This window comes from Citrobacter sp. Cpo142 (genome assembly GCF_030332425.1).
GTDB lineage: Bacteria > Pseudomonadota > Gammaproteobacteria > Enterobacterales > Enterobacteriaceae > Citrobacter > Citrobacter portucalensis.
In genome coordinates this window covers 25993-50942 of record NZ_JAOWHW010000127.1, presented here as the reverse complement: position 1 = coordinate 50942, position 24950 = coordinate 25993, and the positions used below count along the sequence as shown (strand labels likewise).

Sequence of the window (24950 nt, the reverse complement as noted above, 5' to 3'; positions counted from 1 at the left end):
CGTATAAATACATGACCTGAACAGGGCAAGACTATGTGCTGAACGAGCCAGCATCTTCTCTTTGTAAGAATCAGTCCGTGACAGAATGCGCATCATAGTGGAAGCCATCGAATTGCGCAATTTTTATACAATCATCATGACTGATTAAAGCGAAAAATCGGTAACAGGTAGCGCTGAGACTGTAAAACAATAGCCTCCTGAGTATCAGCATCCAGTTGACGCCAAAGACGCTGATACCAGATATCATCACCTTCGCCACGTACCATCATGTTGCCTTCATAGGCTTGCAGAAACTTACTGCGCGCTTTTTGCAACGTTGCATCGTCATCTAACATGGCATCATTTGCGGCGTCATAACAGGTTTTTATCCATGCACCACCGCTTTCGGGTAATACCAGCAACGGTGACGACATGCCTTCCCGATACCCCTCAATGAGTTGCGACAGGTACAGCAACGCCTGTTCTGCATCCAGCGGCGGAAAACGCCATTCTCCGTCTTTACGCAGGAACAATCGGCTCTCTCCCCTACCGCCACTGGCACAATAGACAAGATGTTCCAGCCAAAGTTGCACACCCTGCGCAATGCTTATCAAAGATGGGCGCCAGCGCAACAAACCATCCTCTTGCACCTGCGGCAGCCAGCCGGTGATTTGCACGCCGTGACAGTTAAGATCGATTTCCATGCTCTGACAGGGCTGACGACAGGCGATAATGCGTTCAGCCAGCGACTGCATTTCCTGACGCTGCGTATCCCACAGAATTTCGCCAAACGGCCCATAGGGTAGCGCGCCCGCCGCACGAAAACGGCGGAACAGTCGTTCAGCATCGTTCTCTTCAACCAGCGTATTAAGCAATTGCTGATTAAGCTGATAGCGGGTTAATCCTTCAAGGGTGAAAGGTTCCGTATCGGGGATCTCACTCTCTTCAGAGCGGAAATTAACCCTCAAACGCATCTGGAAAAAGGCGCGTACCGGATGAGCCCAAAATCGCTGCAGCGTTTCCAGCGTCAGCGTTTCGGGCATCTCAAAGGGAAGAAGCTGTACAAAGTCCGAGTGCGCTTTTCCTGACAGACTCGCCGCAGGCAGCCATTCCCGGGCATAGCTTTGCTGTTCACCCGGTAGATAGTTTTGTGCATCAAAGGGCATACGGGTATGCAAACGGGTAACGTGCGCTTTTACCCGGGCCTCGCTTTGATCGCAGGTTAACGATTCATCGCCCGGCAGATAGTGGCTTTGCCCAATGTAGTCCATCAATTCCTGTACCAGAACCGACGGGAAGCGCTCGCTGTTGTCCTGAATGGATCGGCCAATGTAGCTGATATAGAGCGTTTGCTGTGCTGAGATTAATGCTTCGAGGAACAAATAGCGGTCATCATCGCGACGACTGCGGTCACCTCGCATCGGTTTTTGGCTCATTAAATCAAAGCCCAGCGGCGCAAGTTGACGCGGATAAACCCCATCGTTCATACCCAGCAGGCACACCACTTTGAACGGAATGGAGCGCATCGGCATCAGCGTACAAATGTTAACGGGCCCCGCCAGGAAGCGCTGGCTGATGCGTTCCTGGTCAAGGCGCTGGGCTAGCTCATCACGCAACAGAGAGAGCGGTATAGCATCGCCGTACTCAGCCCCTAAACCTTCGGTAATAATGGCCTGCCACTGCTGTTCAATCAGCGTCATCGCCGCTTCGGTGTCCGCGTCCGGTAGGAAGAAATCATTAAGCATTTCCCGACAAACGGGTAGCCACTCTTCCAGCGGTCGTTCCTGAGCTAACCCTCTACGCCAAAGATTGAGCTGCATCAGCAACGAGGCCAGATGCCCTACCAGCTCGGCAATCAATCCGCTGGACTCATCGTAAGGCAATACCGATTGCCACTCGCCCTGCGCGCTTTCCATCGCGTAGCCGAGCAGCATACGCGTTAAACCAAATTGCCAGGTATGCTGACCTGTAGGCGGAAGCTCCAGCTCACGCACGTTATCGTCGTCAATTCCCCAGCGAATACCGGATTCATTGACCCATAAGCGAAGATAGCGCAGCCCCTCTTCATCGATATCGAAACGCGCCGCCAGCACGGGAACATCCAGTAACGCCAGGACATCCTCTGAGACAAAACGGCTATCCGGCAGCGACAGCAGGCTAATAAAGGCCTGTAAGACGGGATGAGACTGGCGCGCCCGACGGTCGGAAATCGCGTAAGGTAAGTAACGCTCGGCTGGCGCGCTGCCAAAGACCGACTGAATGAATGGACTGTAGCTGTCGATATCCGCCACCATCACGATAATATCGCGCGGCGTCAGCGTTGGATCCGCTTCCAGCATTGCCAGCAAGCGGTCATGAAGAATTTCTACCTCGCGCTGTGGGCTATGGCAGACATGGAAAGTCACGCTGGTATCGTTCAGCTCAAGCCGGCGTTTATTGTCGCTCCGGGAATATTCTTCCAGCGTAACGCCCGCCACAGCATGACTTTCAAGCTCCAGAATATCCGATTGAATATTGTGCAAAAGATTGTCAGGCGTAATATCGACGAACGCATCCAGCTCCTGACTATTCTCTAGCTCTGAAAGCAGGTAAATGTAATCGCGCCCCAGTTTGCCCCATGAGGCCAGCATCGGGTTGCCCACATCCTGTTCGCCATCGCTATTAAATAATCCTTCAGCTTTCTGACTGTCACGAAACAACGGCAGATGGCGTTCTTCAAAGCTGTGCCGACGCTGACGCGCCATCAGCTTCGCCAGCCAGGCGGGATCTTTTATATCCCCCCAGTAGTAGCGACAAGGGTTGGTAAACAGCAGATGAATATCAATGTGCTTACCCAGCGCCTGCAATGCCTGCAAATAAACCGGCGGCAGCGCCGAAATACCGCAAATAAAGACGCGAGAAGGCAGTCCCTGCGGGCACTCGGACGCACTTTCCAGGGTCTGAATAAAACGTTGGTATAAATTGGCACGATGCCAGCGCGGCTGGCCCAATTCCTCAGTGTATTCCACCAGCGCTTTCCACAACGGGGCCTGCCAGGCCTGAGACTCGCCAAGTCCCTCAACCTGTCGCCCCGCTTCCCACTGGGTCAACCAGTCAGGGCGGTAGACTAAATACTGGTCGAAAAGGTCAGCCGCGCGCGAGGAAAGCTGAAAAAGCTTACGTTTATCAGTGTCGTCCGTCAGATAGTGGCGTAGCAATGCGAAGTCATCGCTATCCAGCAATTGTGGCAACAGCGTCATCAACTTCCAGCTCATGCTCTGTTTGCTGAACGCACTCTCTTTCGGGATATCCGGCAGCACGCGCACAAACATATCCCAGATAAAACTCGCGGGCAGCGGAAAATCGATATTGGCGGCAATACTAAACTTCTGTGCAAGAGTCATTTGTAGCCACTGCGCCATACCGGTGCTTTGAACCAGGATCATCTCAGGTTCAAAGGGGTCGTCCAGCCGCTCGCGCTCAACGATAAATTCCATTAACGCTTCCAGCACATCCAGACGGTTGGAGTGGTAGACCCTTAACATAGCGACTCCTGACTACTGACGATTCGGGCAATGCAGACGCGTCATCTGACCCTGCCTGCCGAGGGGTGAAGAAATTATAACGTTGATGCTGACACATCCCGCTCTCGTTGTCTGCATTCGGTTAACCTGCCAGTTCACAGGCGATGAAAACGGGTACAGCTGGGCTTGCTGCCAGGCGTGACGCCAGAGTTGTTGATACTGGTTTCTGATGATAAAGCTGTTCATTAGCGCCCGCTGGTATCCTGACAACGCGGTCACAATCATTACCATCAGTACCATTGCCAGCATCACTTCCGGCAGACTAAAGCCACGCTGACTGTTCAGGGGATCTGGCATAACGTCTGCTCCTTTAGCGGACAAAAATCACTCCAGCCATGCGCCGAGAATTCGATATTGCCATCAGTAACCGCCCCCTGACGCCATAAAAATACTCCTTCATAGTGGGCAATAAGCAGCACGACATTATTGGTAAGCAGGCGCAGGCAAACCGCGGCATCCTGCGTGGGATCGCGCCGACACTGTACGGCGGGTTGTAAGCGCCAGGGCTGCATACGCCCCCATTCCATCGCGGATTGCACCACCGCCTGACGCTGCAGCGCCTGACTTTGTGTGCCCACACGCGCAGCAAAACTAGCCTCCTGTCTGCTAACGCCTTGCAGCAGCAAACTACCGAGCACCAGCAGCAACAGGACCATTGCCAGAGAAGATATGCCTCGCTCACGGTTCACAGGTTGAATCCCGTAACGCTATAGACCGCTTCAACAACTTTTTGTGGTTCGTCATTACTCACTCCACGCAAACGCAGCGTAAGAAGTGGGGAATATCCGCTGAAATTCAGCCGTTCAACCTGGAATGCCTCAATCTGGATGGTGGCCGGATCGGTCATTTTCTCCCATCCTTTTCCAGTGCAGTCGGTGGCTCCACGCAGGGTTTCCAACACCTTGTCCTGTGAACGAAACCCAATAGTATCAGCCTCTTTCGCGGGACTGCTTTCCCAAACGCCGTTGCTGTTGGCATCCCAGCGGGCAATAACACAGCCCCCATTTGCCGATATCACCAGAGCCTCTCCGACACAGTTTCCCCGGCAATACCCCGCTCGCTGAAGATGCTTCGCCACGGTGTAGACCCGCTGCCATATTTCATCTTCCAGTACTAACTGGCGCGTATTACGCAGAATCTCTCGTTGTAGCGCCGGTAAAAATCGTGCTGAGCTAAGCAGTAAAATGCTGCTAATCGCCATGGCAATGAGCACCTCCAGCAGTGAAAATCCCCGTTCGTTTACTGACATATGCTGGCCTCATCGCGCTCACAAAGCCTGATTCGCCCCCAGCCAGACACCACCACGCGCCATTCCCCTGCCGCATTTTTCAGGCGTATATGTCCGGCCCATGCCGTATTGCGCAGTCCAAAAAAGGCCAGTGAAGGCGTTATCTCTGCCATTTCGACGCCGTCCCGGGGCGGTGTAAAAACCAAAGGCGAAACGGGCCGACACGAGGTTTGCGAAGCCGCAGAGCTGACAAAGCACCATGATGTGCCATCCCGAATCACGCTTATCACGTGATCGCGGTTACGCCAGTTAGCATCTTCACGCAGTTGCAGCAGGTAGTCCCGCACCTGGCAGGCGGTCTGCCACAGCCGCTGCTGTTGCTGCCAGCGCTGCCAACCATACAGCCCAGATGTACCAAGCGCCGCGACGATCAGCATCGCAATCAGGGTTTCGAGAAGCGTGTAGCCGTGTTGTTTTTTCATGTCGCCAGTATGGCGTGAGGAAAATGAATAACGAGCGGGAAATTCGGTTTCTACGGCGAGCTACGGGGAATATTTAGCGCGTTACAGGCCATTGCAATATTTCAGGAATCCACGCCGAAGAACGCGATTTGAGACAAAAAAAACCGACGCACATGGGCGTCGGTTGTGACAGCATGAAGCCGGTTAGATAGCCACCGGTGCTTTAATACCCGGGTGCGGATCGTAGCCTTCAATTTCGAAGTCTTCGAAGCGATAGTCAAAGATTGATTCAGGCTTACGTTTGATAACCAGTTTCGGCAGCGCGCGAGGTTCACGGCTAAGCTGCAGATGCGTTTGATCCATATGATTGCTGTACAGGTGCGTATCGCCGCCGGTCCAGACAAAATCACCCACTTCCAGATCGCACTGCTGCGCCATCATGTGTACCAGCAAAGCGTAGCTGGCAATGTTAAACGGCAGGCCGAGGAACACATCGCACGAACGCTGATACAGCTGGCAGGAGAGCTTGCCATCCGCCACGTAGAACTGGAAGAACGCATGGCACGGTGCCAGCGCCATTTTATCCAGCTCACCGACGTTCCATGCGGAAACGATGATGCGACGAGAGTCCGGATCATTTTTCAGCTGGTTTAGCACGGTGGTGATCTGGTCGATATGGCGACCATCTGGCGTAGGCCACGCGCGCCATTGTTTGCCATAAACCGGGCCTAAATTACCATTTTCATCCGCCCATTCGTCCCAGATTGAGACGTTGTTTTCATGCAGGTAGGCAACGTTAGTATCGCCCTGCAAGAACCACAGCAACTCATGAATGATCGAGCGTAAATGGCAGCGTTTAGTCGTAACCAGCGGGAACCCTTCCTGCAGATTAAAACGCATCTGATGACCAAAAATGGAAAGCGTTCCGGTTCCGGTGCGGTCGTTTTTCTGTGTGCCTTCATCCAGCACTTTTTGCATCAGTTCTAAATACTGTTTCATGGTTCCTCAGGAAACGTGTTGCTGTGGGCTGCGGCGGTACGCCCAAACCATCATAATAATGCCTGCGACAATCATCGGGATAGAGAGGATCTGCCCCATGCTGATGTACTGTACCCAGGTGCCGGTAAACTGCGCATCCGGCTGGCGGAAGAATTCAACAATAATACGAAACGCGCCATAACCAATCAGGAACAGACCGGATACCGAACCCATCGGGCGTGGTTTGCGAATGTACAAGTTCAGAATGATAAACAGCACAACGCCTTCCAGCGCCATCTCATAAAGCTGTGAGGCGTGGCGTGGCAGCGAGCCGTAGGTATCAAAAATAGACTGCCATTGCGGGTTAGTTTGCAGCAGTAAAATATCTTCGGTACGGGAGCCCGGGAACAGCATGGCGTACTTGAAGTTCGGGTCAACGCGTCCCCACAGCTCACCGTTGATAAAGTTGCCCAGACGCCCAGCACCCAGGCCAAACGGAATCAGCGGGGCAATGAAATCAGAAACCTGGAAGAACGAACGCTTAGTGCGTTTGGCGAAGATAATCATCACCAGGATCACACCGATAAGTCCACCGTGGAAGGACATACCGCCGTCCCAGACGCGGAACAGATACAGGGGATTATCGAGGAATAACGGGAAGTTATAGAACAGTACGTAACCAATACGCCCACCGAGGAAAACCCCGAGGAAGCCCGCATACAGTAAGTTTTCTACTTCATTTTTGGTCCAGCCACTGCCCGGACGATTCGCGCGGCGCGTCGCCAGCCACATCGCGAAAATAAACCCCACCAAATACATTAAGCCGTACCAGTGAAGCGCGACGGGTCCGATTGAGAAAATGACCGGATCGAAATCCGGAAAATGCAGATAGCTACTGGTCATCTGTCACCACAAGTTCTTGTTATTTCGCTGAAGTCAGACAGCAATTGATAAGCGCGCCTGCATAATGCAGGCGCTCCAAAGGTGCGAATGATAGCACAAGGGGTTAGAAGCGGATGCCGGGAAGATGTAAAAGATCTGTATAGGTAATCTCTATCCCCCGTAATACCTGATAGCGCTACGCTTGTCAGACCTACAATCCCCCGCGAATCAAACCCCCCATGCCACGACGCTCCATGAAGGCCGCTACCTGATGGCGTACTTCTGTTGCCATCTGTGCCTCCAGGCTGCGCTGCGCCAGCGTTTGCGCCTCATCAAAATCGATATGACGCAGCAGATATTTTACGCGAGCGACAGAACGACCGTTCATCGACAAATGACGGAAACCGAGACCGATCAGAATAGCCACGCACATCGGGTCGCCCGCCATTTCACCACACAGGCGCAAATCGATACCGCTTCTTTCGGCTTCCTGCGCAATCATCGCCAGCGCACGCAACATCCCCGGATGCAGGCTGTCATAAATGCTGGCTACCCGTGTGTTGTTACGATCGACGGCCAGTATGTACTGGGTAAGGTCGTTGGTTCCGACCGAGATAAAGTCTATCCGGTTTGTCAGATGCGGCAGCATGAACACCATCGACGGAACTTCCAGCATAATGCCTATGCGCGGTTTCGGGATCGCGTAACCGATCATCTCCTCCACTTCGCGTCCGGCGCGTTCAATCAAACGTCGCGCTTCGTCCACTTCATCGATGCTGGTTACCATCGGCAGCAAAATGCTCAGGTTTCCGGTTGCCGCATTCGCACGCAGCATAGCGCGAACCTGGATCAAAAAGATCTCCGGCTGATCGAGCGTTATGCGGATCCCTCGCCAGCCAAGGCACGGGTTCTCTTCACTGATCGGCATATAGGGCAGCTGTTTATCGGCGCCGACATCCAGCGTACGCAGGGTCACCGGCTTGTCGTTAAACATTTGCAGCATCCCCTGATACTGCGCAACCTGTTCTTCTTCCGAAGGAAATCCGCTTTGCAGCATGAACGGGATTTCGGTGCGATAGAGGCCAATGCCGTCGATTCGGCTACCCAGCTTTTCTTCATGTTCCGGGCTGAGACCCGCATTGAGCATCACCTTCACGCGCTCGCCGCTTTTCAGCTGTGCTGGCTGGTTGACGTCGTCTTCCGCCAGGCGGCTCAGCTCAATTTCTTCACTGATAAGACGCTGGTATTCCTGGATCAATACCGGTTCCGGATCGACCAGCAGTTCACCGCGATAACCGTCCACCACCAGCGTACGGCGATGCAGCACCGACGGCTGGATATCGGCCCCCATAACGGTAGGGATACCCAGCGCACGCACCATAATTGCCGCATGAGAGTTGGCTGCGCCGTCCCGGACAACCACGCCAACTAACCGGTCCTGAGGAAGCTCCGCCAGCGTGGTTGCTGAAAGTTCATCCGCCACCAGCACAAAGCGTTCCGGCCAGGCATTCGGCCCCTGGATAGAGTCATCAAGGTGGAACAGCAGACGCTGGCCCAGCGCGCGTAAATCTCCGGCCCGCTCTTTGAGGTAGTTATCGCTCAGCGCGGCGAACTGTTCGGCAAACTTTTCGATGATCGTTTTAACCGCCCACTCGGCCACCGAACCGTTATCCACTTCCGCAAACAGCTCGCGGCGCAGACGGGTATCGGAAAGCAAGTGCGAGTAAAGATCAAAGATCGCCGCCGTTTCTTTCTGCGCCCCAGCGGTAAAACGCTTGCTGTAGCGGCGGAATTCGTTCGCCGCCTCTTCCAGCGCACCAGTCAGTCGCTCGCGTTCAAGCACTGGATCCAGCGTTGAAGCCTGGTAGACCTGTTCCATCAACGGCAGCGTCGCATCCTGCCAACCTTCGGCTATTGCCACACCGGGAGCGGCAGGCAGCGCACGGATGCGCGTTTGACGGTACTGGCCGAACAGCGCGTTTAGCTGCGACTGCGAAAGTATGGCCGCCATTTGCGTGGCGAGCGTGACGAGGAAAGACTCTTCACTTTCATCGTACTGACGCAGTTCACGCTGCTGCACCACCAGCACACCTAAAAGCTGGCGACGCTGAATGATCGGTACGCCTAAGAATGCACGAAAACGCTCTTCTTTTACCGAAGGAATGTATTTAAAGCTGGGATGTTTTTGCGCATCGGCGAGGTTGATAGGTTCCGCCAGCCTGCCAACCAGGCCAACGATACCTTCATCAAACGCGAGTGCGACAGTGCGACCACGTGGTTTTTTTAGTCCCCGGGTCGCCATGAGGTAATAACAACGTCGATCGTGATCGGCCAGATAAACCGAACAGACCTCTGTATCCATCGCAAGACAGATGTCGGTAACCAGTATATTCAGCGCTTCGTTCAGACGCGGAGCACTGGCCACCTTTTCGACTATTTCGCGCAGGCGGGTGAGCATAATTTGCGTAGCTTAACCTCTTTTACGTCTGTACGCAGGTGCGCTTTGCGGTTTAGGAGTGCTCTCCTGAAGCGCCATGACAACACTTGCGAATTCTTTCATCACCCTGCGATAGACATCGCGTTTAAATGACACCACCTGTCGAACCGGATACCAGTAACTCACCCAGCGCCAGCCGTCGAACTCAGGTGTACTGCTGGTTTGCATATTGATTTCAGCATCGCTGCTGACCAATTGCAGAAGAAACCATTTTTGTTTCTGGCCGATACAAACCGGCTTTGTGTCCCAACGCACCAAACGTTTCGGTAACTTGTAACGCAACCAGTTACGAGTAGAAGCAAGGATCCGTACATCTTTACGACTGAGACCCACTTCTTCAAAGAGTTCCCGGTACATCGCCTGCTCTGCTGTCTCTCCTGCATTGATCCCACCTTGTGGGAATTGCCAGGAGTGCTGACCAAATCGCCGGGCCCACATGACCTGCCCCTGGCGGTTACAAATTACTATCCCTACATTCGGGCGGTAGCCATCGTCATCAATCACCGGACTACCTCAACATAAACCTTATATACAAACGATTGTTTCACACTCCTGAGGGGCGGTAAACCACTCTGTTAAGGGTGCGATATTCTAATAACAATTGAATAACTCACAGTTAAAGGCCGAGTTATAAACAGAAGAAGGGCAAGCAAGGCGATTTTATTCACCTTTTCTGTGGATATAGTTGTGAAGAAGTACGGAATTACTATGGGAAAACCCAGAACAGTCCGAATAAGACATTCGTCACATATCAAAAATACTCTTATACATTCATAAAGTTAAAACCGATCCACGCAGATAAACACACAGAAATGTGATGTGCATCACGCATACGATCTTCACGCTGATGAAAGATCGACCAGCGTTGGTTTTATCCACAGATTATGCCAATAAGTTAGGCACAATTTGTGTGAAAATTCGATTTTCGTCGCACGTCAAGGCTGTAAATTGAAACAGTAGTGGGGGTTTTTCACAGTTATCCCATCTTTCTGTGGATAACATGGTGTAAGATCCTGTTCATTGTCAGTGACCAGAATTGGAAAACCCGCTTCGCTGTTGCGCAACTCTGCGAACGTGAATCTAAAAACCAATATAAATCATAGAATTGAATAAAGCATGTGGAAAAAGATAAACTCTGTCCATACGGTATAAAATCACTGCTCATTTTTTCACCTAAGGGTTAACCCGATGCCAGAACTCCGTCCGTTGCTTTCTCCCCCTGAATCTGAAGCCCAGTTGCTGAGCCAGGCACGGCAGCTTTCGGGCTACGCGTTAGGAGAATTAGCGGCAATGGCGGGAATCATTACGCCGAAGGATCTTAAGCGCGATAAAGGCTGGATTGGCGTCCTGCTGGAAATCTGGCTCGGTGCCAGCGCGGGCAGTAAACCAGAGCAGGATTTTGCGGCGCTGGGCGTGGAGCTGAAAACGATCCCTGTGGACAGTCTTGGCAGACCGCTGGAAACCACCTTTGTGTGTGTGGCGCCGTTAACCGGCAATACCGGCGTCACCTGGGAAACCAGCCATGTACGGCACAAACTCAAACGTGTTCTGTGGATCCCGGTAGAAGGCGAACGCAGCATCCCTCTGGCTGAGCGCCGCGTCGGCTCTCCCCTGCTGTGGAGCCCGAATGAAGAAGAAGACCGGCAATTGCGTCTGGACTGGGAAGAGTTAATGGACATGATTGTGTTAGGTCATGTCGAACGCATCACCGCTCGCCATGGGGAAGTACTGCAACTGCGTCCTAAAGCCGCCAACGCCCGCGCGCTTACCGAGGCCATTGGCGCCAACGGCGAACCCATCCTGACCCTGCCACGCGGCTTTTACCTGAAAAAGAACTTCACCCGCGCATTGCTTGAGCGACATTTCTTGTTCCAGGCGCAATAGGCACCGTCCGGCCTTTCACCCGCCGCGTTACGGGCCTATAATTACCGCTTCTTTTTTTTGGCAGGACTTTGTTCGATGTTATTTGCATGGATAACCGATCCTAACGCCTGGCTTGCGCTCGGTACGCTGACGCTGCTGGAGATCGTTCTTGGGATCGACAATATTATTTTCCTTTCTCTGGTTGTAGCCAAACTCCCGACAGCGCAACGCAATCATGCCCGACGTATTGGGCTGGCGGCGGCGATGATCATGCGTCTGGCACTGCTGGCTTCTATCGCCTGGGTAACGCGGCTGACAAACCCGTTATTCGAGCTGTTTGGCGAGGCGATATCAGCACGCGACCTGATCCTTCTGCTGGGGGGATTGTTCCTGATCTGGAAAGCCAGTAAAGAGATCCACGAATCCATTGAAGGTGAGGAAGAAGGTCTGAAAACTCGCGTATCCTCTTTTCTGGGTGCGATTGTACAGATCATGTTGTTAGACATTATCTTCAGTCTGGATTCCGTGATTACTGCGGTAGGCTTGTCCGATCATCTGTTTATCATGATGGCGGCGGTGGTGATTGCCGTAGGCGTCATGATGTTTGCTGCTCGCCCGATTGGTGAGTTTGTCGATCGCCACCCTTCGGTAAAAATGCTGGCGCTCTCGTTTCTGATTCTGGTCGGTTTTACGCTGATTCTGGAAAGTTTCGACGTCCACGTTCCGAAAGGATATATCTATTTCGCCATGTTCTTCTCTATCGCGGTAGAGACCCTGAACCTGTGGCGTAATAAAAAAAATCCGCTCTGATGAAATCCATCGCTCCCCGCAAGGGGAGCGAATGCCAGCCACACCTACCCCTTCTCACAGTTTAAGATTTTACTGCTTTCACCCTGCACAACTTCGCGTTATTACTAAACTATTGTCAGACGCAGGCCATGTGAGGATAAGCAGATGAAAAAATGGGCAGTTTTGATTTCCGCCGTAGGACTGGCTTTTGCCGTTTCCGGATGCAGCAGCGATTATGTAATGGCGACAAAAGATGGTCGAATGATCCTGACCGATGGAAAACCAGAAATTGACGATGATACCGGTCTGGTGAGCTATCACGACCAGCAGGGCAATGCGATGCAGATTAACCGCGATGATGTGTCTCAAATCATTGAACGCTGATGGTTGAGGTCAGCAGCGCGCTGGCCTTAACAATTTTACTTCCCTTTTTCTCTTCCCTCAGCCATTTTTATAATCCTTATGTCGTGATTATAAAAAGGAAACGGCTATGCAATATCACCGTATACCCCACAGCTCGCTGGAAGTCAGTACACTGGGGCTGGGCACAATGACGTTTGGTGAACAAAACAGCGAAGCCGACGCACATGCACAGCTCGATTATGCCGTAGCACAGGGCATTAATTTGATCGACGTTGCCGAGATGTATCCGGTACCGCCGCGTCCTGAAACCCAGGGTCTCACCGAAACCTACGTAGGTAACTGGCTAGCCAAACACGGCAGCCGCGAAAAGCTGATCGTTGCTTCTAAGGTCAGCGGACCATCACGTAACAACGACAGCGGCATTCGACCGAATCAGGCGCTGGACCGTAAAAATATCCGTGAAGCGCTGCACGACAGCCTGAAAAGACTAAAAACCGATTATCTGGATCTGTATCAGGTTCACTGGCCGCAGCGCCCGACCAACTGTTTTGGTAAGTTAGGCTACAGCTGGACAGACTCCGCGCCGGTCGTTTCCCTTCTCGATACCCTGGACGCGCTGGCCGAGTTTCAGCGCGCCGGGAAAATTCGCTACATCGGCGTTTCTAATGAAACCGCGTTTGGCGTAATGCGCTATCTGCACCTGGCGGACAAACACGATCTGCCACGCATCGCCACCATCCAGAACCCCTACAGCCTGCTGAACCGCAGCTTTGAGGTTGGACTGGCTGAAGTGAGCCAGTATGAAGGCGTTGAGCTGCTGGCTTACTCTTGCCTGGGCTTCGGTACGTTAACCGGGAAATACCTGAACGGCGCGAAACCTGCCGGTGCACGCAATACGTTGTTTAGCCGTTTCACGCGCTACAGCGGCGAGCAGACGCAGAAAGCCGTTGCGGCCTATGTGGATATCGCGAAACGCCATAATCTGGATCCCGCGCAAATGGCGCTGGCATTCGTGCGTCGTCAGCCGTTTGTCGCCAGCACTTTGCTGGGCGCCACGACGATGGAGCAGCTAAAAACCAACGTTGAAAGTCTGCATCTGGAGTTGAGCGAAGAAGTACTGGCAGAGATTGAAGCGGTGCATCAGGTGTATACCTATCCTGCACCGTAACAGTTAGCGCCTGATGGCGCTACGCTTATCAGGCCTACAGACAACTTCCCTGTAGGCCTGATACGGCAACAGCATACAACAGACTAATGGCGGCGCTGCCAAATCCACAGCGCCGCAATCGCCAGCGCAAACAGCGCACCAAATCCAATACCAATCGCAACAGCCGGGATCCCCACCAGCACCGCCAGTGAGTAAATACCGAGCATCAACAGCATCGCGCTGTTTTCACCCAGGTTTTGTACCGCTATCGCATTACCTGCGCCGACGCTTTTCTTACCCCGTTCCTGCAGCAACGCATTCAGCGGCACCACAAAGAAGCCACCCGACACGCCGATAAGCATCAGCAATGCGTAGGCCGGAAGCAGCGAATGTTGAAGAGAGAAAATCAGCACCACGACGCCAATCAGGATCCCCGCAGGCATACAGCGCGAAACGGTTTCCAGCGTTACCAGCTTCGCTGCCGCACCCGCACCGACCACAATCCCGATCGCTACCATGGCATTGAGGTAGGTCGGCGTGGCGTTATCGGTGATGCCGAGCGCCACCGGGACCCACAGCACCAGCAGAAAACGCAGCGTAACGCCCGCGCCCCAAAAAAGGCTGGTTCCCACCAACGAGAAGCGTGTTTCACCGTTGCGCCACAACGATGAAGCCGCACAGAAGAATCTGCGCGTCATTTTCCCCAGATGCCAGGACTGGCCAGGACGAGCCGCGGCCAGTTTCGGGATATACAGGTTAGCCACCACCGCGCCAGCATAGGCCAGGGCACAGGCAGAAAGCGCGGCAATTACGTGCCAGTCGGCCAGAACGCCGCCGGCGACAGAACCGAGCAAAATCGCGGCAATGGTGGAGGCTTCCATCAGGCCGTTAGCCTTCACCAGTTTGTCGCCAGTAGTCAGTTCACCGAGAATGCCATACTTGGCTGGTGAATACGCCGCCGCGCCGATTCCCACCAGCGTATACCCAAGAAACGGATTAATGCCGAAGCAAATACTCGCCGCGCCCAGCAATTTCAGAGCGTTCGCGAACATCATCACTCTGCCTTTGGCAAAGCTATCCGCCACCTGTCCCACAAAGGGGGCAAAAAGGATGTAAGCGCCCACAAACACCATTTGCAGGATCGGCTGACTCCAGTCCGGATAAAATTGCTCCTTCAGCAACGCCAGCGTAGCAAACAGCAACGCGTTATCGCCAAACGCCGACAGAAACTGTGCGGCGATAACGGACATCATCCCTTTGGACCAGATTGAAGTGTTAGTGTGCACTGACTCACTCATGTTGTTTTTCCGGCTCATCGACCCAGCTTTTCAGCGTAACAAAATCCGGCTTACCGCTGCCGAGTAATGGGAGTTGCTTCAGGTGGCGAATATCACGCGGTACAGCGAGTTCAGGTACGCCGTGCGCCCGCGCATACTGCTGTAGTTTTTCACGCGTAAGTTCGCTATCGGTAGTGAACAGCACCAGCGCCTCACCTTTGCTGGCATCACTCTTGATCGCCGTGGCGTGCATTTTGTCTGCAGATACCGCCAACGCAAGTTGCTCAACCATTTCCAGCGAAACCATCTCTCCGGCAATTTTAGCGAAACGCTTAGCGCGCCCCTGAATCTGTACAAAGCCGTTTTCATCAAAGCGCACGATGTCTCCGGTGTCATACCAGCCGCGCTCAATCTCACCTTGCGCATTCTCTGCCGTCGGCACTTCCAGCACGCCAGGTTTTTCAACGCTCAAATAGCCGCTCATAATATTAGGGCCTTTCAGCTGTAAACGCCCACCGTCCTCAATTCCCGGAACAGCCAACAGTCGAGCATCCATACCAGGCAAGATGCGCCCTACCGTTCCCGATTTTGCCGCCATTGGTACGTTAATCGACACAACCGGCGCACATTCCGTCACGCCATAGCCTTCAAGAACGCGCAGGCCAAATTTCTCCTGCCACAGCTGCTTTGTGCTGTCCTGAAGTTTTTCCGCTCCCGCCACCACGTAGCGCAGGCGGTGGAAATCGTACGGATGCGCAAAACGCGCGTAGTTGCCGAGGAACGTTGAGGTACCAAACAACACGGTGCAGTTCCGGTCGTATACCAGCTCTGGCACAATGCGGTAATGCAGCGGGCTGGGATAAAGAAACACTTCTGCGCCAGTCAGTAGCGGCGTGAATAATCCCACCGTCAGGCCAAAGGAGTGGAACAGCGGCAGCGCCGACATAAAACGGTCATCGGCAGTGAAATCGGCAATCGTTTTGATCTGCTCAACGTTCGCCAGAATGCTTTTATGACTGTGGACCACACCTTTCGGATGGCCTTCTGAACCGGAGGTAAAGAGGATCACCGCAGCGTCTTCAGGCTGCTGCTTCACCTGCGCCAGATGAGGTGCCAGCAGATGTGAGAAAATCCATAGCTTATCGCTAAAGGTCACATCAGCTTTTAAGTCTTCCAGATAAACCCAGCGCACCTGGGTGAGCTGTTCCGGTAAATGCCAAAGTTTGCCTTTATCGAGAAACTGTCGGGAAGTGAAGATCGTTTTGACTTCAGACGCAGTTATGGCGCTGGTTAATCCTTTCACGCCCGCGGTGTAGTTCATCATGGCCGGAATGCGTCGACGTGCAATGGCGCCAAAAATGACCGCCGCGCTGATCCCCGCGTTTGGCAGCATCAGGCCGATTTTTTCACCTTCGACGCTGTATTTTTCCAGAATACGGGCCACAAAGAGCGTCTTTGTCAGCAGTTTGCGGTAGCTGTCCGGGGTAAAGTTGACATCTTCAATGCAGTTTTTGCCTGCGCCAAAACGGTATTTCGCCGCCAGCAGCGACTCGTATAGCGTTTCACGCGGACGAACCGCCATGCGTGCTTCCATCATAATTTGATGCAGCATCTCTCCGGCGATTTTGCGGCGATCGCGAGCTCGCGGTGCTTCCGGCATCGGCAGTTGTGTCGGCGGTAGAATGTGTAAGCGGATGCGCGGGAAGAATCGCTGTTTAACCAAACCTTTCAGGCGGCTAAAGCGGGAAAGCTCTGCGCCCTCAATGCGCACAGGAACCACCGTCGCCCCAGACTTTGCGGCGACAAACCCCGCGCCGTCATAAATTTTCATTAACGAACCGGAGGTAGAAATTCGTCCTTCCGGGAAAATAACCACCGGACGGCCCTGTTCGACCAGACGAACCAGATGTTTAATCGACATCGGTTTGGTTGGATCTAACGGTACGAAATCAATCAGCGGGGTTAGCCAGCGCATATACCATTGCTGGCTGATCGAAGTGTAAACAGCGAAGACGGGACGAATCGGTAAAAAGAGCGCCAACAAAATGCCGTCTATAAATGAGACATGGTTGGGAGTGATTAGAACGCGTTCTCCCTGTAGCGCGCTGACATCGCCCGTGACGCGAACGCGGAAAAGCACGCGAAACAGATTACGAAAAAAGCCAAATAGCATCTCAACTCCCTGTGCCATTAATTATATAAACATCAATGGTGGGAGAGTATACGAGTTGGGGAATGGGCGCGACAGGTAACTGGTAAATACAATCCGAAAAAAAACCTGCGCATCCGCGCAGGTTGGTGCAAGAGACAGGTACGAAGTGCGTACCGAATAATCTCACCAATCAATACCTCTGGGATCTTGATTGTGGTCGTCAGCAGCCAGATACGCCAGTGCGAAAACGCAAAGGAATGAACCCAAATGCAACGAGTTGTGTAAATTATCGGTTACTGTTACAGATAGGCTGAAGGTAAAAAAAAACCTGCGCATCTGCGCAGGCTGGTGTAATTCTAGTGATCAACCCGAAAGTTGATTTCACCTATCAATACCTCTGGGATCTCAACTCTAGCAATCTGCTCAGTTCCCTCACCAGCGAACAATCGCAACAGCACATCGCAAAGTGTAAGCAAAAATTAGCATTTTCTATTTTCTGTCTTACTTCGCTCGTGTGCGCTCACATTTGCGACGTTCTGACAGGCAATCTGCTTGAACAGCCAGCCATTTTCCGTAACACTGACGGAATGTAAGCGTTTACCCACAACAGGTACTATCATGGCGACCATAAAGGATGTAGCCCGACTAGCTGGTGTATCAGTCGCCACCGTTTCTCGAGTGATTAATGATTCCCCTAAAGCCAGCGAAGCATCGCGTCTGGCCGTAACAAGTGCAATGGAATCACTCAGCTACCACCCCAACGCCAATGCGCGTGCGCTGGCACAACAATCCACAGAGACCATCGGTCTGGTGGTGGGAGATGTGTCCGATCCATTCTTTGGGGCAATGGTTAAAGCTGTCGAGCAGGTGGCCTATAACACCGGTAATTTTTTACTGATTGGTAACGGCTACCATAACGAACAGAAGGAACGACAGGCGATTGAACAGCTCATTCGCCACCGCTGCGCAGCCCTTGTTGTCCACGCAAAAATTATCCCGGATGCTGAGCTGGCATCACTCATGAAGCAAATCCCCGGCATGGTATTGATTAACCGAATTCTGCCGGGATTCGAACAACGCTGCGTTGCCCTTGATGACCGTTTCGGCGCCTGGCTCGCGACCCGACACCTCATTCAACAAGGCCATACGCGCATTGGCTATCTGTGCTCCAATCACACGATTTCAGATGCGGAAGATCGTCTGCAAGGCTATTACGACGCGCTGGCAGAGAGCAATATTCCTGTCAGCGATCGCCTGGTAACGTTTGGTGAACCGGATGAAAGCGGCGGTGAACAGGCTATGACCGAGTTACTTGGCCGTGGCAAAAACTTCACTGCGGTAGCCTGCTACAACGACTCAATGGCGGCTGGTGCCATGGGCGTATTGAATGATAACGGCATTGATGTGCCGGGAGAAATCTCGCTGATTGGTTTTGATGATGTGCTGGTTTCCCGCTACGTGCGCCCGCGTCTGACCACGGTGCGCTACCCGATCGTGACGATGGCAACCCAGGCTGCCGAACTGGCGCTCGCGCTGGCGGAGAAGCGTCCCGTGCCTGAAATTACCCACGTTTTTAACCCAACTCTGGTGCGTCGCCATTCCGTTTCGACGCTGACAGAGCCGGGGAATTCATCGTCAAACGATTAACCAGGATAGCGTTATGACTACGATGTTGGACGTTTCACGACACGCAGGCGTCTCAAAAGCGACCGTTTCGCGCGTACTGAATGGCACGGGTCAGGTAAAAGAGAGCACGCGCCAGAAAGTGTTTAAGGCCATGCAGGCACTTGATTATCGGCCTAATTTTTTAGCGCGCTCTTTGGCAAACCGCACCAGCAACAGCATTGGTCTGGTAGTTTCCACATTTGATGGATTCTACTTTGGCCGCCTGCTGCAACAGGCTTCACGCCAGACGGAATCTCACGGCAAGCAGTTGATCGTCACCGACGGCCACGACACACCAGAGCGTGAGCAGGAAGCCGTGCAAATGCTGGCGGACAGGCAGTGCGACGCCATTATTCTCTATACCCGCTATATGAGTGAAAAGGCGATTATGTCGTTGATGAACAGCATTGCTATGCCCTTGCTGGTCATCAACCGTGATGTCAGCCAGGCCCGCGATCGCGCAATTTTCTTTGAACAGGAAGACGCGGCCTATCAGGCGGTCAATTATCTGATCTCCCAGGGCCATAGCGATATTGCTTGTATCACTGTGCCAGGCCATACGCCTACCGGTAAATCACGCCTGATGGGGTATCGTAAAGCGCTGGAAAAAAACGATATTCCCTGGGATCCCGATAAGGTCAAATACGGCGACTCCACGATGACGCGAGGCTATGAGGCCTGCCGTGAACTGCTGGAGGAAGGGGTGAAATTTAGCGCCCTGTTCGCCTGTAACGATGACATGGCATTAGGCGCATCAAAAGCGTTACATCAGGCCGGGCTGAGGATCCCAACGGACGTCTCACTGTTTGGTTTTGATGATGCGCCCAGCGCCAAATGGCTGGAGCCGGGGCTGTCTACCGTATATCTACCGATTGATACAATGATAACCACGGCAATCGACCAGGCTATCCGGCTGGCCAACGGCGAGAGCGTCGAGCCCATCCCACCGTTTACCGGCAAACTGGTACTACGTGATTCGGTGACGACGGGGCCGTATTACAAATAACGTGCCGGATGGCGGCGCAAGCGCCTTATCCGGCCTACATCCCCGTAGGCCCGATAAGCGCAGCGCCATCGGGCATTCCCTCAGATAAGCTCCAGCGCTAACAGCTCATCAATGGTCTGGCGACGGCGAATCAGCCGCGCCACGCCGTTATCGAACAAAACTTCCGGCAGCAGCGGGCGGCTATTGTAATTTGACGACATTGACGCGCCGTACGCCCCGGTATCATGCAGCACCAGATAATCGCCCGGCACCACCGCAGGCAACAGTCGGGTTTCCACATTTCCGCCCTCCTGCTGGGTAAACACATCGCCAGATTCGCACAGCGGCCCGGCTACCACGGTTTCCCGTTGCAGGGTGTGTTCCAGAGAGCGACCATCCCCTGCCAGCGCTGAGATATGGTGATAACTACCGTACATGGCCGGGCGCATTAGATCGTTGAAGCCCGCATCGATCAGCACAAAGTGGCGGCTACCCATCTCTTTTACGCTACGCACCTGCGCCACTAACACGCCAGCTTCCGCGACCAGAAAACGGCCTGGCTCTATCTCAAGTGCGACCGGGTGGCCCAGGTGTTTAGCAATCTGTTCACGCGCAGCGTTCCACAATCCAAAGTAGTGATCGGTATCGATCGCCTCTTCACCTTCGCGATACGGGATTGATAAACCACCGCCCGCGGAGATCGCCTCCAGATCCTGACCAAATTCAACCACCTGGCGCACCATTGCGCCGCACACCTGCTCCAGATGGCCGTAGTCTACGCCGGAGCCGATATGCATATGAATCCCCACCAGCTTTAGCTTATAGCGCTGAATCACCTCCAGCGCCGCCGGTAGATCGCTATACCAGATCCCGTGCTTGCTGTTTTCACCGCCGGTATTGGTTTTCTGACTGTGCCCATGCCCAAAGCCAGGGTTTACGCGCAGCCACACGCGATGGCCCGGCGAGACCTGACCCAGTTGTTCCAGCATATCCACCGACCCGGCATTTACCGGAATGCTCAATTCATGCACCCGCGCGAGCGTCGCTTCATCAATCATATCGGCGGTAAAGACTATCTCATCTTTCCCAGGTACAAAGCCTGCCGCCAGCGCACGTTCAATTTCGCCAAGCGAGACGGAATCAACCTTCACGCCCTGCTCGCGCATCAGACGCAAAATATGAATATTCGAACATGCCTTCTGAGCAAAACGCACCACGTCAAACTGACTCAGCTTAGCAATCTGGGCGCGAATAATCTGCGCATCATAGACCCACACCGGGCAGCCGAATTCGGCAGGCAAGCGCAGCAGGTTGTCGGCGGTCAGGTCAGTGTCAGTACTATTGAGTGGGCGTGGCATGGTGTGCTCCGGTATTGGCTTTTTTATGATTACGCCACAGCCCGAAAAGAATAAAAAATATCGTTTTATCGTGAGTCTATGCAAAAATGATATGGATTGATTCATTCGAGGATTGCCCATGCCCGCCGTTAACCTGCGACACATTGAAATTTTTCACGCCATCATGACGGCAGGCAATCTGACAGAAGCCGCGCGCATGCTACATACCTCGCAGCCCACCGTCAGCCGGGAACTGGCCCGATTCGAGAAAGTGCTGGGATTAACGCTGTTTGAACGCACGCGTGGCCGACTGCACCCAACCGTGCAAGGGTTACGTCTGTTTGAAGAGGTGCAACGTTCGTGGTATGGCCTTGATAGAATTGTGAGCGCCGCCGAAAGCCTGCGTGAGTTTCGCCAGGGCGAATTGTCGATTGTTTGCCTGCCGGTATTCTCACAGTCTTTTTTACCGCCGTTGCTGCAGCCATTCCTCGCACGCTATCCACAGGTCAATATTCAGATAGTGCCGCAGGAGTCACCGCTGCTGGAAGAGTGGCTGTCGGCGCAGCGCCACGATCTGGGGTTAACGGAAACGCTGCATACGCCTGCCGGAACGAAACGCACCGAATTGCTGGCGCTGGATGAAGTGTGCGTGCTGCCGCAGGGCCATCCGCTGACTAAGAAAGCGGTGTTAACGCCGCAGGATTTTCAGGGAGAAAACTACATCAGCCTGTCGCGCACCGACAGCTACCGTCAGCTACTGGATACACTGTTTAATGAGCACCAGGTGAAGCGCCGCATGGTGATTGAAACCCATAGCGCTGCTTCAATTTGTGCAATGGTGCGGGCGGGCGTTGGGATCTCGGTGGTAAACCCACTGACCGCGCTGGATTACGCCAGCAGCGGAGTCGTTATCCGCCGCTTCAGTATTTCGGTACCCTTTACAGTCAGCCTGATTCACCCACTTCATCGCCCCGCCTCGGCGCTGGTTGATGCTTTTACGGCACATCTGCAGGCCCATCTACCGAGGCTTATTGACCCGCTGGAGGCTATTTTGCATCCACAGCCGAAAGCATAAACGCCACCGCATCTTGCGCATGAATTGCCGCGGTGTCGAAAACCGGTAGTGGGCTTAGCTCGGTGGGAACCAGCAGACCAATCTCGGTACAGCCAAAGATCACCCCTTGCGCCCCCTGTTTCGCCAGTTGGTCGATGACGCCCAGGTAATAATCGCGGGAAGCCTCGCTGAATTCACCGAGACACAGCTCGTCGAAAATAATCTGGTTTATTTTCTGACGATCATCAGCTTCAGGGATCAGCGTGCTAATGCCAAATTCAGTCTGTAAACGCCCGCGGTAAAAATCCTGCTCCATGGTGTAACGCGTACCCAGTAGCGCCACGTTGCTCATTTGCTGCTTTTGTATCGCCCGCCCCGTCGCGTCGGCAATATGCAGAAACGGCACATCACAGGCGCTTTCAATCGCCTCAGCAACTTTGTGCATGGTGTTGGTACACAGCACAATTCCTTGCGCCCCGGCTTGCTGTAGCCCTGTGGCGGCCTGCGCGAGGATCTCACCGGCTCGCTGCCAGTCACCGCTTGACTGACAGGCTTCAATCTCGTGAAAATCCACGCTGTGCAACAGAATCTGTGCCGAATGCAGTCCACCCAGACGCTGTTTTACCCCTTCATTAATGAGTCGATAATAAGGAATGGTAGATTCCCAGCTCATACCGCCTAACAGACCGATCGTTTTCATCATTTCCCCTGACTCGTTGTTGTCTCTCCAGTGAAACAAAGATGTGATCAACTTTCCACATCTGTTGGCGTGCATTTCTTTTTTTAATTTTCTGATATAGCTTTAATGAAACATTGTTTTAATTAATTACAGGAAGGCCGGATGTTTATTTTTCACAAAGAGACCACGCTTGACGATCTGGGCAATGGCGTTACCCGGCGCATTCTTGCTCACGGCGGTAACATGATGGCGGTTGAGGTGAACTTCGAGCAAGGCGCAATCGGCCCGATGCACAATCATCCGCACGAGCAGTTGACTTACGTGTTGTCCGGTGAGTTTGAATTTACCATTGGCGAAGAGAAACATATCGTTAGGGCGGGCGATACCCTGTATAAACAGCCCAACATTATGCATGGCTGCGTCTGCTTAAAACCGGGAACGCTGCTGGATACCTTTACCCCAATTCGCGAAGATTTTCTGCACGGGTAAGGCGCTAATTAAAAAAACCGGGTCGCGTTGACGCTTTCCCGGCCTATAAGAGACTCCACTCGCAGGCCGGATAAGGCTGAACCGCCATCCGGCATGCTTATCTGACTTACACCCCAATATCTCTTAACTTCTCGCCAGCCATCAGCTTACGTTCGATATGCTCCAGCGTGACGTTTTTGGTTTCTGGAATCAGCCAGAACGTAATACCAATAAATACGACGTTCAGCGCAGTATAGAGCCAGAACGTACCGGCGGCGCCAATGCTGTCGAGCAGCGTCAGGAACGTTGCGCCAATGATCATATTCGACACCCAGTTGGTGGTGGTGGAGCAGGTAATACCAAAATCACGGCATTTCAGCGGCTGAATTTCCGAACACAGGATCCACACTACCGGCGCGGCGCTCATCGCATAGCCTGCAATACACATCATCGTCATGCCAACCGACAGCCAAGATAGTCCACTGGAAGCCGTGCCGTTATCAAACTGCATCAGACAATAACCAAGCACCAGCGTCCCGATGGCCATTACGCTGAAACCAATTTTCAGCGCCGGTTTACGTCCTGCTTTGTCGACCGTGAAGACGGCAATAAAGGTGGCGAACATAAACGTTAAGCCAACTACCAGCGTGGCAATCATCTGCTGCTCTGTGGTGGTAAAACCCGCCATTTTAAAAATGCGCGGCGCGTAGTACATGATGATGTTCATCCCGGTGAACTGCTGCATCGCCTGCAGTAACATTCCGAGGAAAACCGCACGACGCACGTTACGGTTAATTTTAAACAGCGCCCAACCACCCTGCTTCAGCTTCAGGCTTTCACGGATTTCGTTCAGCTCATCGCGGGCTTTTTCTGACGTATCGCGCAACATGCGCAGTACTTCTTCAGCTTCGATGTGGCGACCTTTCTCCGCCAGCCAGCGCGGGCTATTGGGCAAGAAAACAACCAGAATAATCAGCAATACAGCCGGAAGCGCCAGCACGCCAAGCATAGCGCGCCAGTTACCGCTGTAGCTGAACGCGGTATCGGACAAAAAGGCCAGAACGATACCCAGCGTCACCATCAGCTGATACATACTGATCATCTTGCCACGCACGTTTTCGCTGGCCATTTCGGAGAGATAGAGCGGTGCGGTGTAAGACGCGATCCCCACCGCTACGCCCAGTACCACGCGGGCAAAAATGAGCATTTCTACGCTGGAGGCAAACGCCGAGCCCAGAGATCCGACGACGAAAAGGATCGCGCCCGCCATCAGGCTGTATTTGCGCCCCAGGCGGAATGACAACCAACCGTTAAACAGCGCACCAATTGCCGCACCCAGCATCATGCTGCTTACCACCCACTCCTGCAGGCGGCTGGTCAACACAAAGTGATCGGTGATAAAAGGCAACGCGCCAGCAATCACGCCAATATCCAGGCCGAATAACAACCCTGCGACAGCCGCAGAGATAGAAACAAACATATTCATACGTCGCGTATCGCGCACTGGGCGCGGCGCTAAAGCAGCATCATTATTTATTGAGACCATTTTTTCCTGCCAGATACAGAGTAACCATGCCATTGAA

Annotated in this window: 22 protein-coding genes; 8 read left to right on the top strand and 14 right to left on the bottom strand. The window is 53.3% G+C overall.

The genetic code is table 11. The features are described from left to right. Nucleotides 1-134: 134 nt before the first annotated feature. From recC to rppH, 9 genes are all read right to left on the bottom strand, one after another. Nucleotides 135-3503, bottom strand: coding sequence for an exodeoxyribonuclease V subunit gamma (gene recC, locus OGY18_RS17260; RefSeq protein ID WP_286553779.1), 3369 nt, complete (start codon nucleotides 3501-3503; stop codon nucleotides 135-137). Nucleotides 3504-3515: 12 nt separating this feature from the next. Continuing rightward, nucleotides 3516-3839, bottom strand: a complete 324-nt coding sequence (locus OGY18_RS17255; protein ID WP_286553777.1) for a prepilin-type N-terminal cleavage/methylation domain-containing protein — start codon at nucleotides 3837-3839, stop codon at nucleotides 3516-3518. After that, nucleotides 3824-4231, bottom strand: coding sequence for a DUF2509 family protein (locus OGY18_RS17250; RefSeq protein WP_286553775.1), 408 nt, complete (start codon nucleotides 4229-4231; stop codon nucleotides 3824-3826). The genes OGY18_RS17255 and OGY18_RS17250 overlap by 16 nt, the downstream gene beginning before the upstream one ends. Continuing rightward, the gene (locus OGY18_RS17245) at nucleotides 4228-4791 is read right to left on the bottom strand and encodes a prepilin peptidase-dependent protein (protein WP_286553773.1); all 564 of its coding nucleotides are present in this window, start codon (nucleotides 4789-4791) and stop codon (nucleotides 4228-4230) included. Before OGY18_RS17245 ends, OGY18_RS17250 begins: the two co-directional genes overlap by 4 nt. Beyond that, the gene (locus OGY18_RS17240; RefSeq protein WP_149281279.1) at nucleotides 4782-5252 is read right to left on the bottom strand and encodes a prepilin peptidase-dependent protein; all 471 of its coding nucleotides are present in this window, start codon (nucleotides 5250-5252) and stop codon (nucleotides 4782-4784) included. Before OGY18_RS17240 ends, OGY18_RS17245 begins: the two co-directional genes overlap by 10 nt. 183 nt (nucleotides 5253-5435) lie before the next feature. Continuing rightward, nucleotides 5436-6230, bottom strand: coding sequence for a thymidylate synthase (gene thyA, locus OGY18_RS17235; RefSeq protein WP_003033990.1), 795 nt, complete (start codon nucleotides 6228-6230; stop codon nucleotides 5436-5438). Between the two features lie 6 nt (nucleotides 6231-6236). Continuing rightward, nucleotides 6237-7112 carry a prolipoprotein diacylglyceryl transferase gene (gene lgt, locus OGY18_RS17230; protein WP_003825606.1) on the bottom strand — a complete coding sequence of 292 codons (876 nt, stop codon included), beginning with the start codon at nucleotides 7110-7112 and terminating at the stop codon, nucleotides 6237-6239. A gap of 190 nt (nucleotides 7113-7302) precedes the next feature. Then, nucleotides 7303-9549, bottom strand: coding sequence for a phosphoenolpyruvate--protein phosphotransferase (gene ptsP, locus OGY18_RS17225; RefSeq protein ID WP_148361512.1), 2247 nt, complete (start codon nucleotides 9547-9549; stop codon nucleotides 7303-7305). Between the two features lie 12 nt (nucleotides 9550-9561). After that, nucleotides 9562-10092 carry an RNA pyrophosphohydrolase gene (gene rppH, locus OGY18_RS17220; protein WP_003825602.1) on the bottom strand — a complete coding sequence of 177 codons (531 nt, stop codon included), beginning with the start codon at nucleotides 10090-10092 and terminating at the stop codon, nucleotides 9562-9564. Nucleotides 10093-10776: 684 nt separating this feature from the next. On the opposite strand from rppH, the gene mutH reads away from it, so the two are divergent. From mutH to OGY18_RS17200, 4 genes are all read left to right on the top strand, one after another. Then, nucleotides 10777-11472 (top strand): DNA mismatch repair endonuclease MutH, encoded by a 696-nt coding sequence (gene mutH / locus OGY18_RS17215; protein WP_003825600.1) that lies wholly within the window; start codon nucleotides 10777-10779, stop codon nucleotides 11470-11472. A gap of 75 nt (nucleotides 11473-11547) precedes the next feature. Beyond that, complete coding sequence (locus tag OGY18_RS17210) at nucleotides 11548-12261, top strand: TerC family protein (RefSeq protein ID WP_003033961.1); 714 nt, start codon at nucleotides 11548-11550, stop codon at nucleotides 12259-12261. 144 nt (nucleotides 12262-12405) lie between these two features. Further along, the gene (ygdR, locus tag OGY18_RS17205) at nucleotides 12406-12624 is read left to right on the top strand and encodes a lipoprotein YgdR (protein ID WP_000758660.1); all 219 of its coding nucleotides are present in this window, start codon (nucleotides 12406-12408) and stop codon (nucleotides 12622-12624) included. 106 nt (nucleotides 12625-12730) lie between these two features. Then, nucleotides 12731-13771, top strand: a complete 1041-nt coding sequence (locus tag OGY18_RS17200) for an NADP(H)-dependent aldo-keto reductase (protein ID WP_003825597.1) — start codon at nucleotides 12731-12733, stop codon at nucleotides 13769-13771. A gap of 83 nt (nucleotides 13772-13854) precedes the next feature. Here OGY18_RS17200 and lplT read toward each other — a convergent pair whose 3' ends face one another. Together lplT and aas are read right to left on the bottom strand one after the other, a co-directional pair. Further along, nucleotides 13855-15048, bottom strand: coding sequence for a lysophospholipid transporter LplT (lplT, locus tag OGY18_RS17195; RefSeq protein ID WP_286553768.1), 1194 nt, complete (start codon nucleotides 15046-15048; stop codon nucleotides 13855-13857). After that, on the bottom strand, nucleotides 15041-17200 hold the full coding sequence (gene aas, locus OGY18_RS17190; protein ID WP_286553764.1) for a bifunctional acyl-ACP--phospholipid O-acyltransferase/long-chain-fatty-acid--ACP ligase: 2160 nt from the start codon (nucleotides 17198-17200) through the stop codon (nucleotides 15041-15043). Before aas ends, lplT begins: the two co-directional genes overlap by 8 nt. 597 nt (nucleotides 17201-17797) lie before the next feature. Here aas and galR point away from each other — a divergent pair. Further along, nucleotides 17798-18826 (top strand): HTH-type transcriptional regulator GalR, encoded by a 1029-nt coding sequence (gene galR, locus OGY18_RS17185; protein WP_003033945.1) that lies wholly within the window; start codon nucleotides 17798-17800, stop codon nucleotides 18824-18826. A 13-nt stretch (nucleotides 18827-18839) separates the two neighbouring features. Further along, entirely contained in the window at nucleotides 18840-19850 is a 1011-nt protein-coding gene (locus OGY18_RS17180) for a LacI family DNA-binding transcriptional regulator (RefSeq protein WP_003825591.1), read from the top strand. Between the two features lie 80 nt (nucleotides 19851-19930). Here the strand turns inward: OGY18_RS17180 and lysA are convergent, their stop codons facing one another. After that, nucleotides 19931-21187 carry a diaminopimelate decarboxylase gene (gene lysA / locus OGY18_RS17175; protein WP_284969352.1) on the bottom strand — a complete coding sequence of 419 codons (1257 nt, stop codon included), beginning with the start codon at nucleotides 21185-21187 and terminating at the stop codon, nucleotides 19931-19933. Nucleotides 21188-21305: 118 nt separating this feature from the next. Between lysA and OGY18_RS17170 the strand changes: the two genes are divergently transcribed. Continuing rightward, entirely contained in the window at nucleotides 21306-22241 is a 936-nt protein-coding gene (locus OGY18_RS17170; RefSeq protein ID WP_008785717.1) for a LysR family transcriptional regulator, read from the top strand. Here OGY18_RS17170 and OGY18_RS17165 read toward each other — a convergent pair. Beyond that, the gene (locus OGY18_RS17165; protein WP_149334937.1) at nucleotides 22213-22920 is read right to left on the bottom strand and encodes an aspartate/glutamate racemase; all 708 of its coding nucleotides are present in this window, start codon (nucleotides 22918-22920) and stop codon (nucleotides 22213-22215) included. The genes OGY18_RS17170 and OGY18_RS17165 overlap by 29 nt on opposite strands. A gap of 141 nt (nucleotides 22921-23061) precedes the next feature. On the opposite strand from OGY18_RS17165, the gene OGY18_RS17160 reads away from it, so the two are divergent. Beyond that, entirely contained in the window at nucleotides 23062-23388 is a 327-nt protein-coding gene (locus OGY18_RS17160) for a cupin domain-containing protein (protein WP_003825583.1), read from the top strand. A 106-nt stretch (nucleotides 23389-23494) separates the two neighbouring features. Here OGY18_RS17160 and araE read toward each other — a convergent pair whose 3' ends face one another. Continuing rightward, nucleotides 23495-24913, bottom strand: a complete 1419-nt coding sequence (gene araE / locus OGY18_RS17155) for an arabinose-proton symporter AraE (protein ID WP_003033926.1) — start codon at nucleotides 24911-24913, stop codon at nucleotides 23495-23497. Nucleotides 24914-24950: the final 37 nt, after the last annotated feature.

Coding starts and splice junctions, on each gene's coding strand:
- recC (WP_286553779.1), bottom strand. CDS start 3,503: ATGTTAAGGGTCTACCACTCCAACCGTCTGGATGTGCTGGAAGCGTTA.
- OGY18_RS17255 (WP_286553777.1), bottom strand. CDS start 3,839: ATGCCAGATCCCCTGAACAGTCAGCGTGGCTTTAGTCTGCCGGAAGTG.
- OGY18_RS17245 (WP_286553773.1), bottom strand. CDS start 4,791: ATGTCAGTAAACGAACGGGGATTTTCACTGCTGGAGGTGCTCATTGCC.
- OGY18_RS17240 (WP_149281279.1), bottom strand. CDS start 5,252: ATGAAAAAACAACACGGCTACACGCTTCTCGAAACCCTGATTGCGATG.
- thyA (WP_003033990.1), bottom strand. CDS start 6,230: ATGAAACAGTATTTAGAACTGATGCAAAAAGTGCTGGATGAAGGCACA.
- lgt (WP_003825606.1), bottom strand. CDS start 7,112: ATGACCAGTAGCTATCTGCATTTTCCGGATTTCGATCCGGTCATTTTC.
- ptsP (WP_148361512.1), bottom strand. CDS start 9,549: ATGCTCACCCGCCTGCGCGAAATAGTCGAAAAGGTGGCCAGTGCTCCG.
- mutH (WP_003825600.1), top strand. CDS start 10,777: ATGCCAGAACTCCGTCCGTTGCTTTCTCCCCCTGAATCTGAAGCCCAG.
- OGY18_RS17210 (WP_003033961.1), top strand. CDS start 11,548: ATGTTATTTGCATGGATAACCGATCCTAACGCCTGGCTTGCGCTCGGT.
- ygdR (WP_000758660.1), top strand. CDS start 12,406: ATGAAAAAATGGGCAGTTTTGATTTCCGCCGTAGGACTGGCTTTTGCC.
- OGY18_RS17200 (WP_003825597.1), top strand. CDS start 12,731: ATGCAATATCACCGTATACCCCACAGCTCGCTGGAAGTCAGTACACTG.
- lplT (WP_286553768.1), bottom strand. CDS start 15,048: ATGAGTGAGTCAGTGCACACTAACACTTCAATCTGGTCCAAAGGGATG.
- aas (WP_286553764.1), bottom strand. CDS start 17,200: ATGCTATTTGGCTTTTTTCGTAATCTGTTTCGCGTGCTTTTCCGCGTT.
- galR (WP_003033945.1), top strand. CDS start 17,798: ATGGCGACCATAAAGGATGTAGCCCGACTAGCTGGTGTATCAGTCGCC.
- OGY18_RS17180 (WP_003825591.1), top strand. CDS start 18,840: ATGACTACGATGTTGGACGTTTCACGACACGCAGGCGTCTCAAAAGCG.
- lysA (WP_284969352.1), bottom strand. CDS start 21,187: ATGCCACGCCCACTCAATAGTACTGACACTGACCTGACCGCCGACAAC.
- OGY18_RS17170 (WP_008785717.1), top strand. CDS start 21,306: ATGCCCGCCGTTAACCTGCGACACATTGAAATTTTTCACGCCATCATG.
- OGY18_RS17165 (WP_149334937.1), bottom strand. CDS start 22,920: ATGAAAACGATCGGTCTGTTAGGCGGTATGAGCTGGGAATCTACCATT.
- OGY18_RS17160 (WP_003825583.1), top strand. CDS start 23,062: ATGTTTATTTTTCACAAAGAGACCACGCTTGACGATCTGGGCAATGGC.
- araE (WP_003033926.1), bottom strand. CDS start 24,913: ATGGTCTCAATAAATAATGATGCTGCTTTAGCGCCGCGCCCAGTGCGC.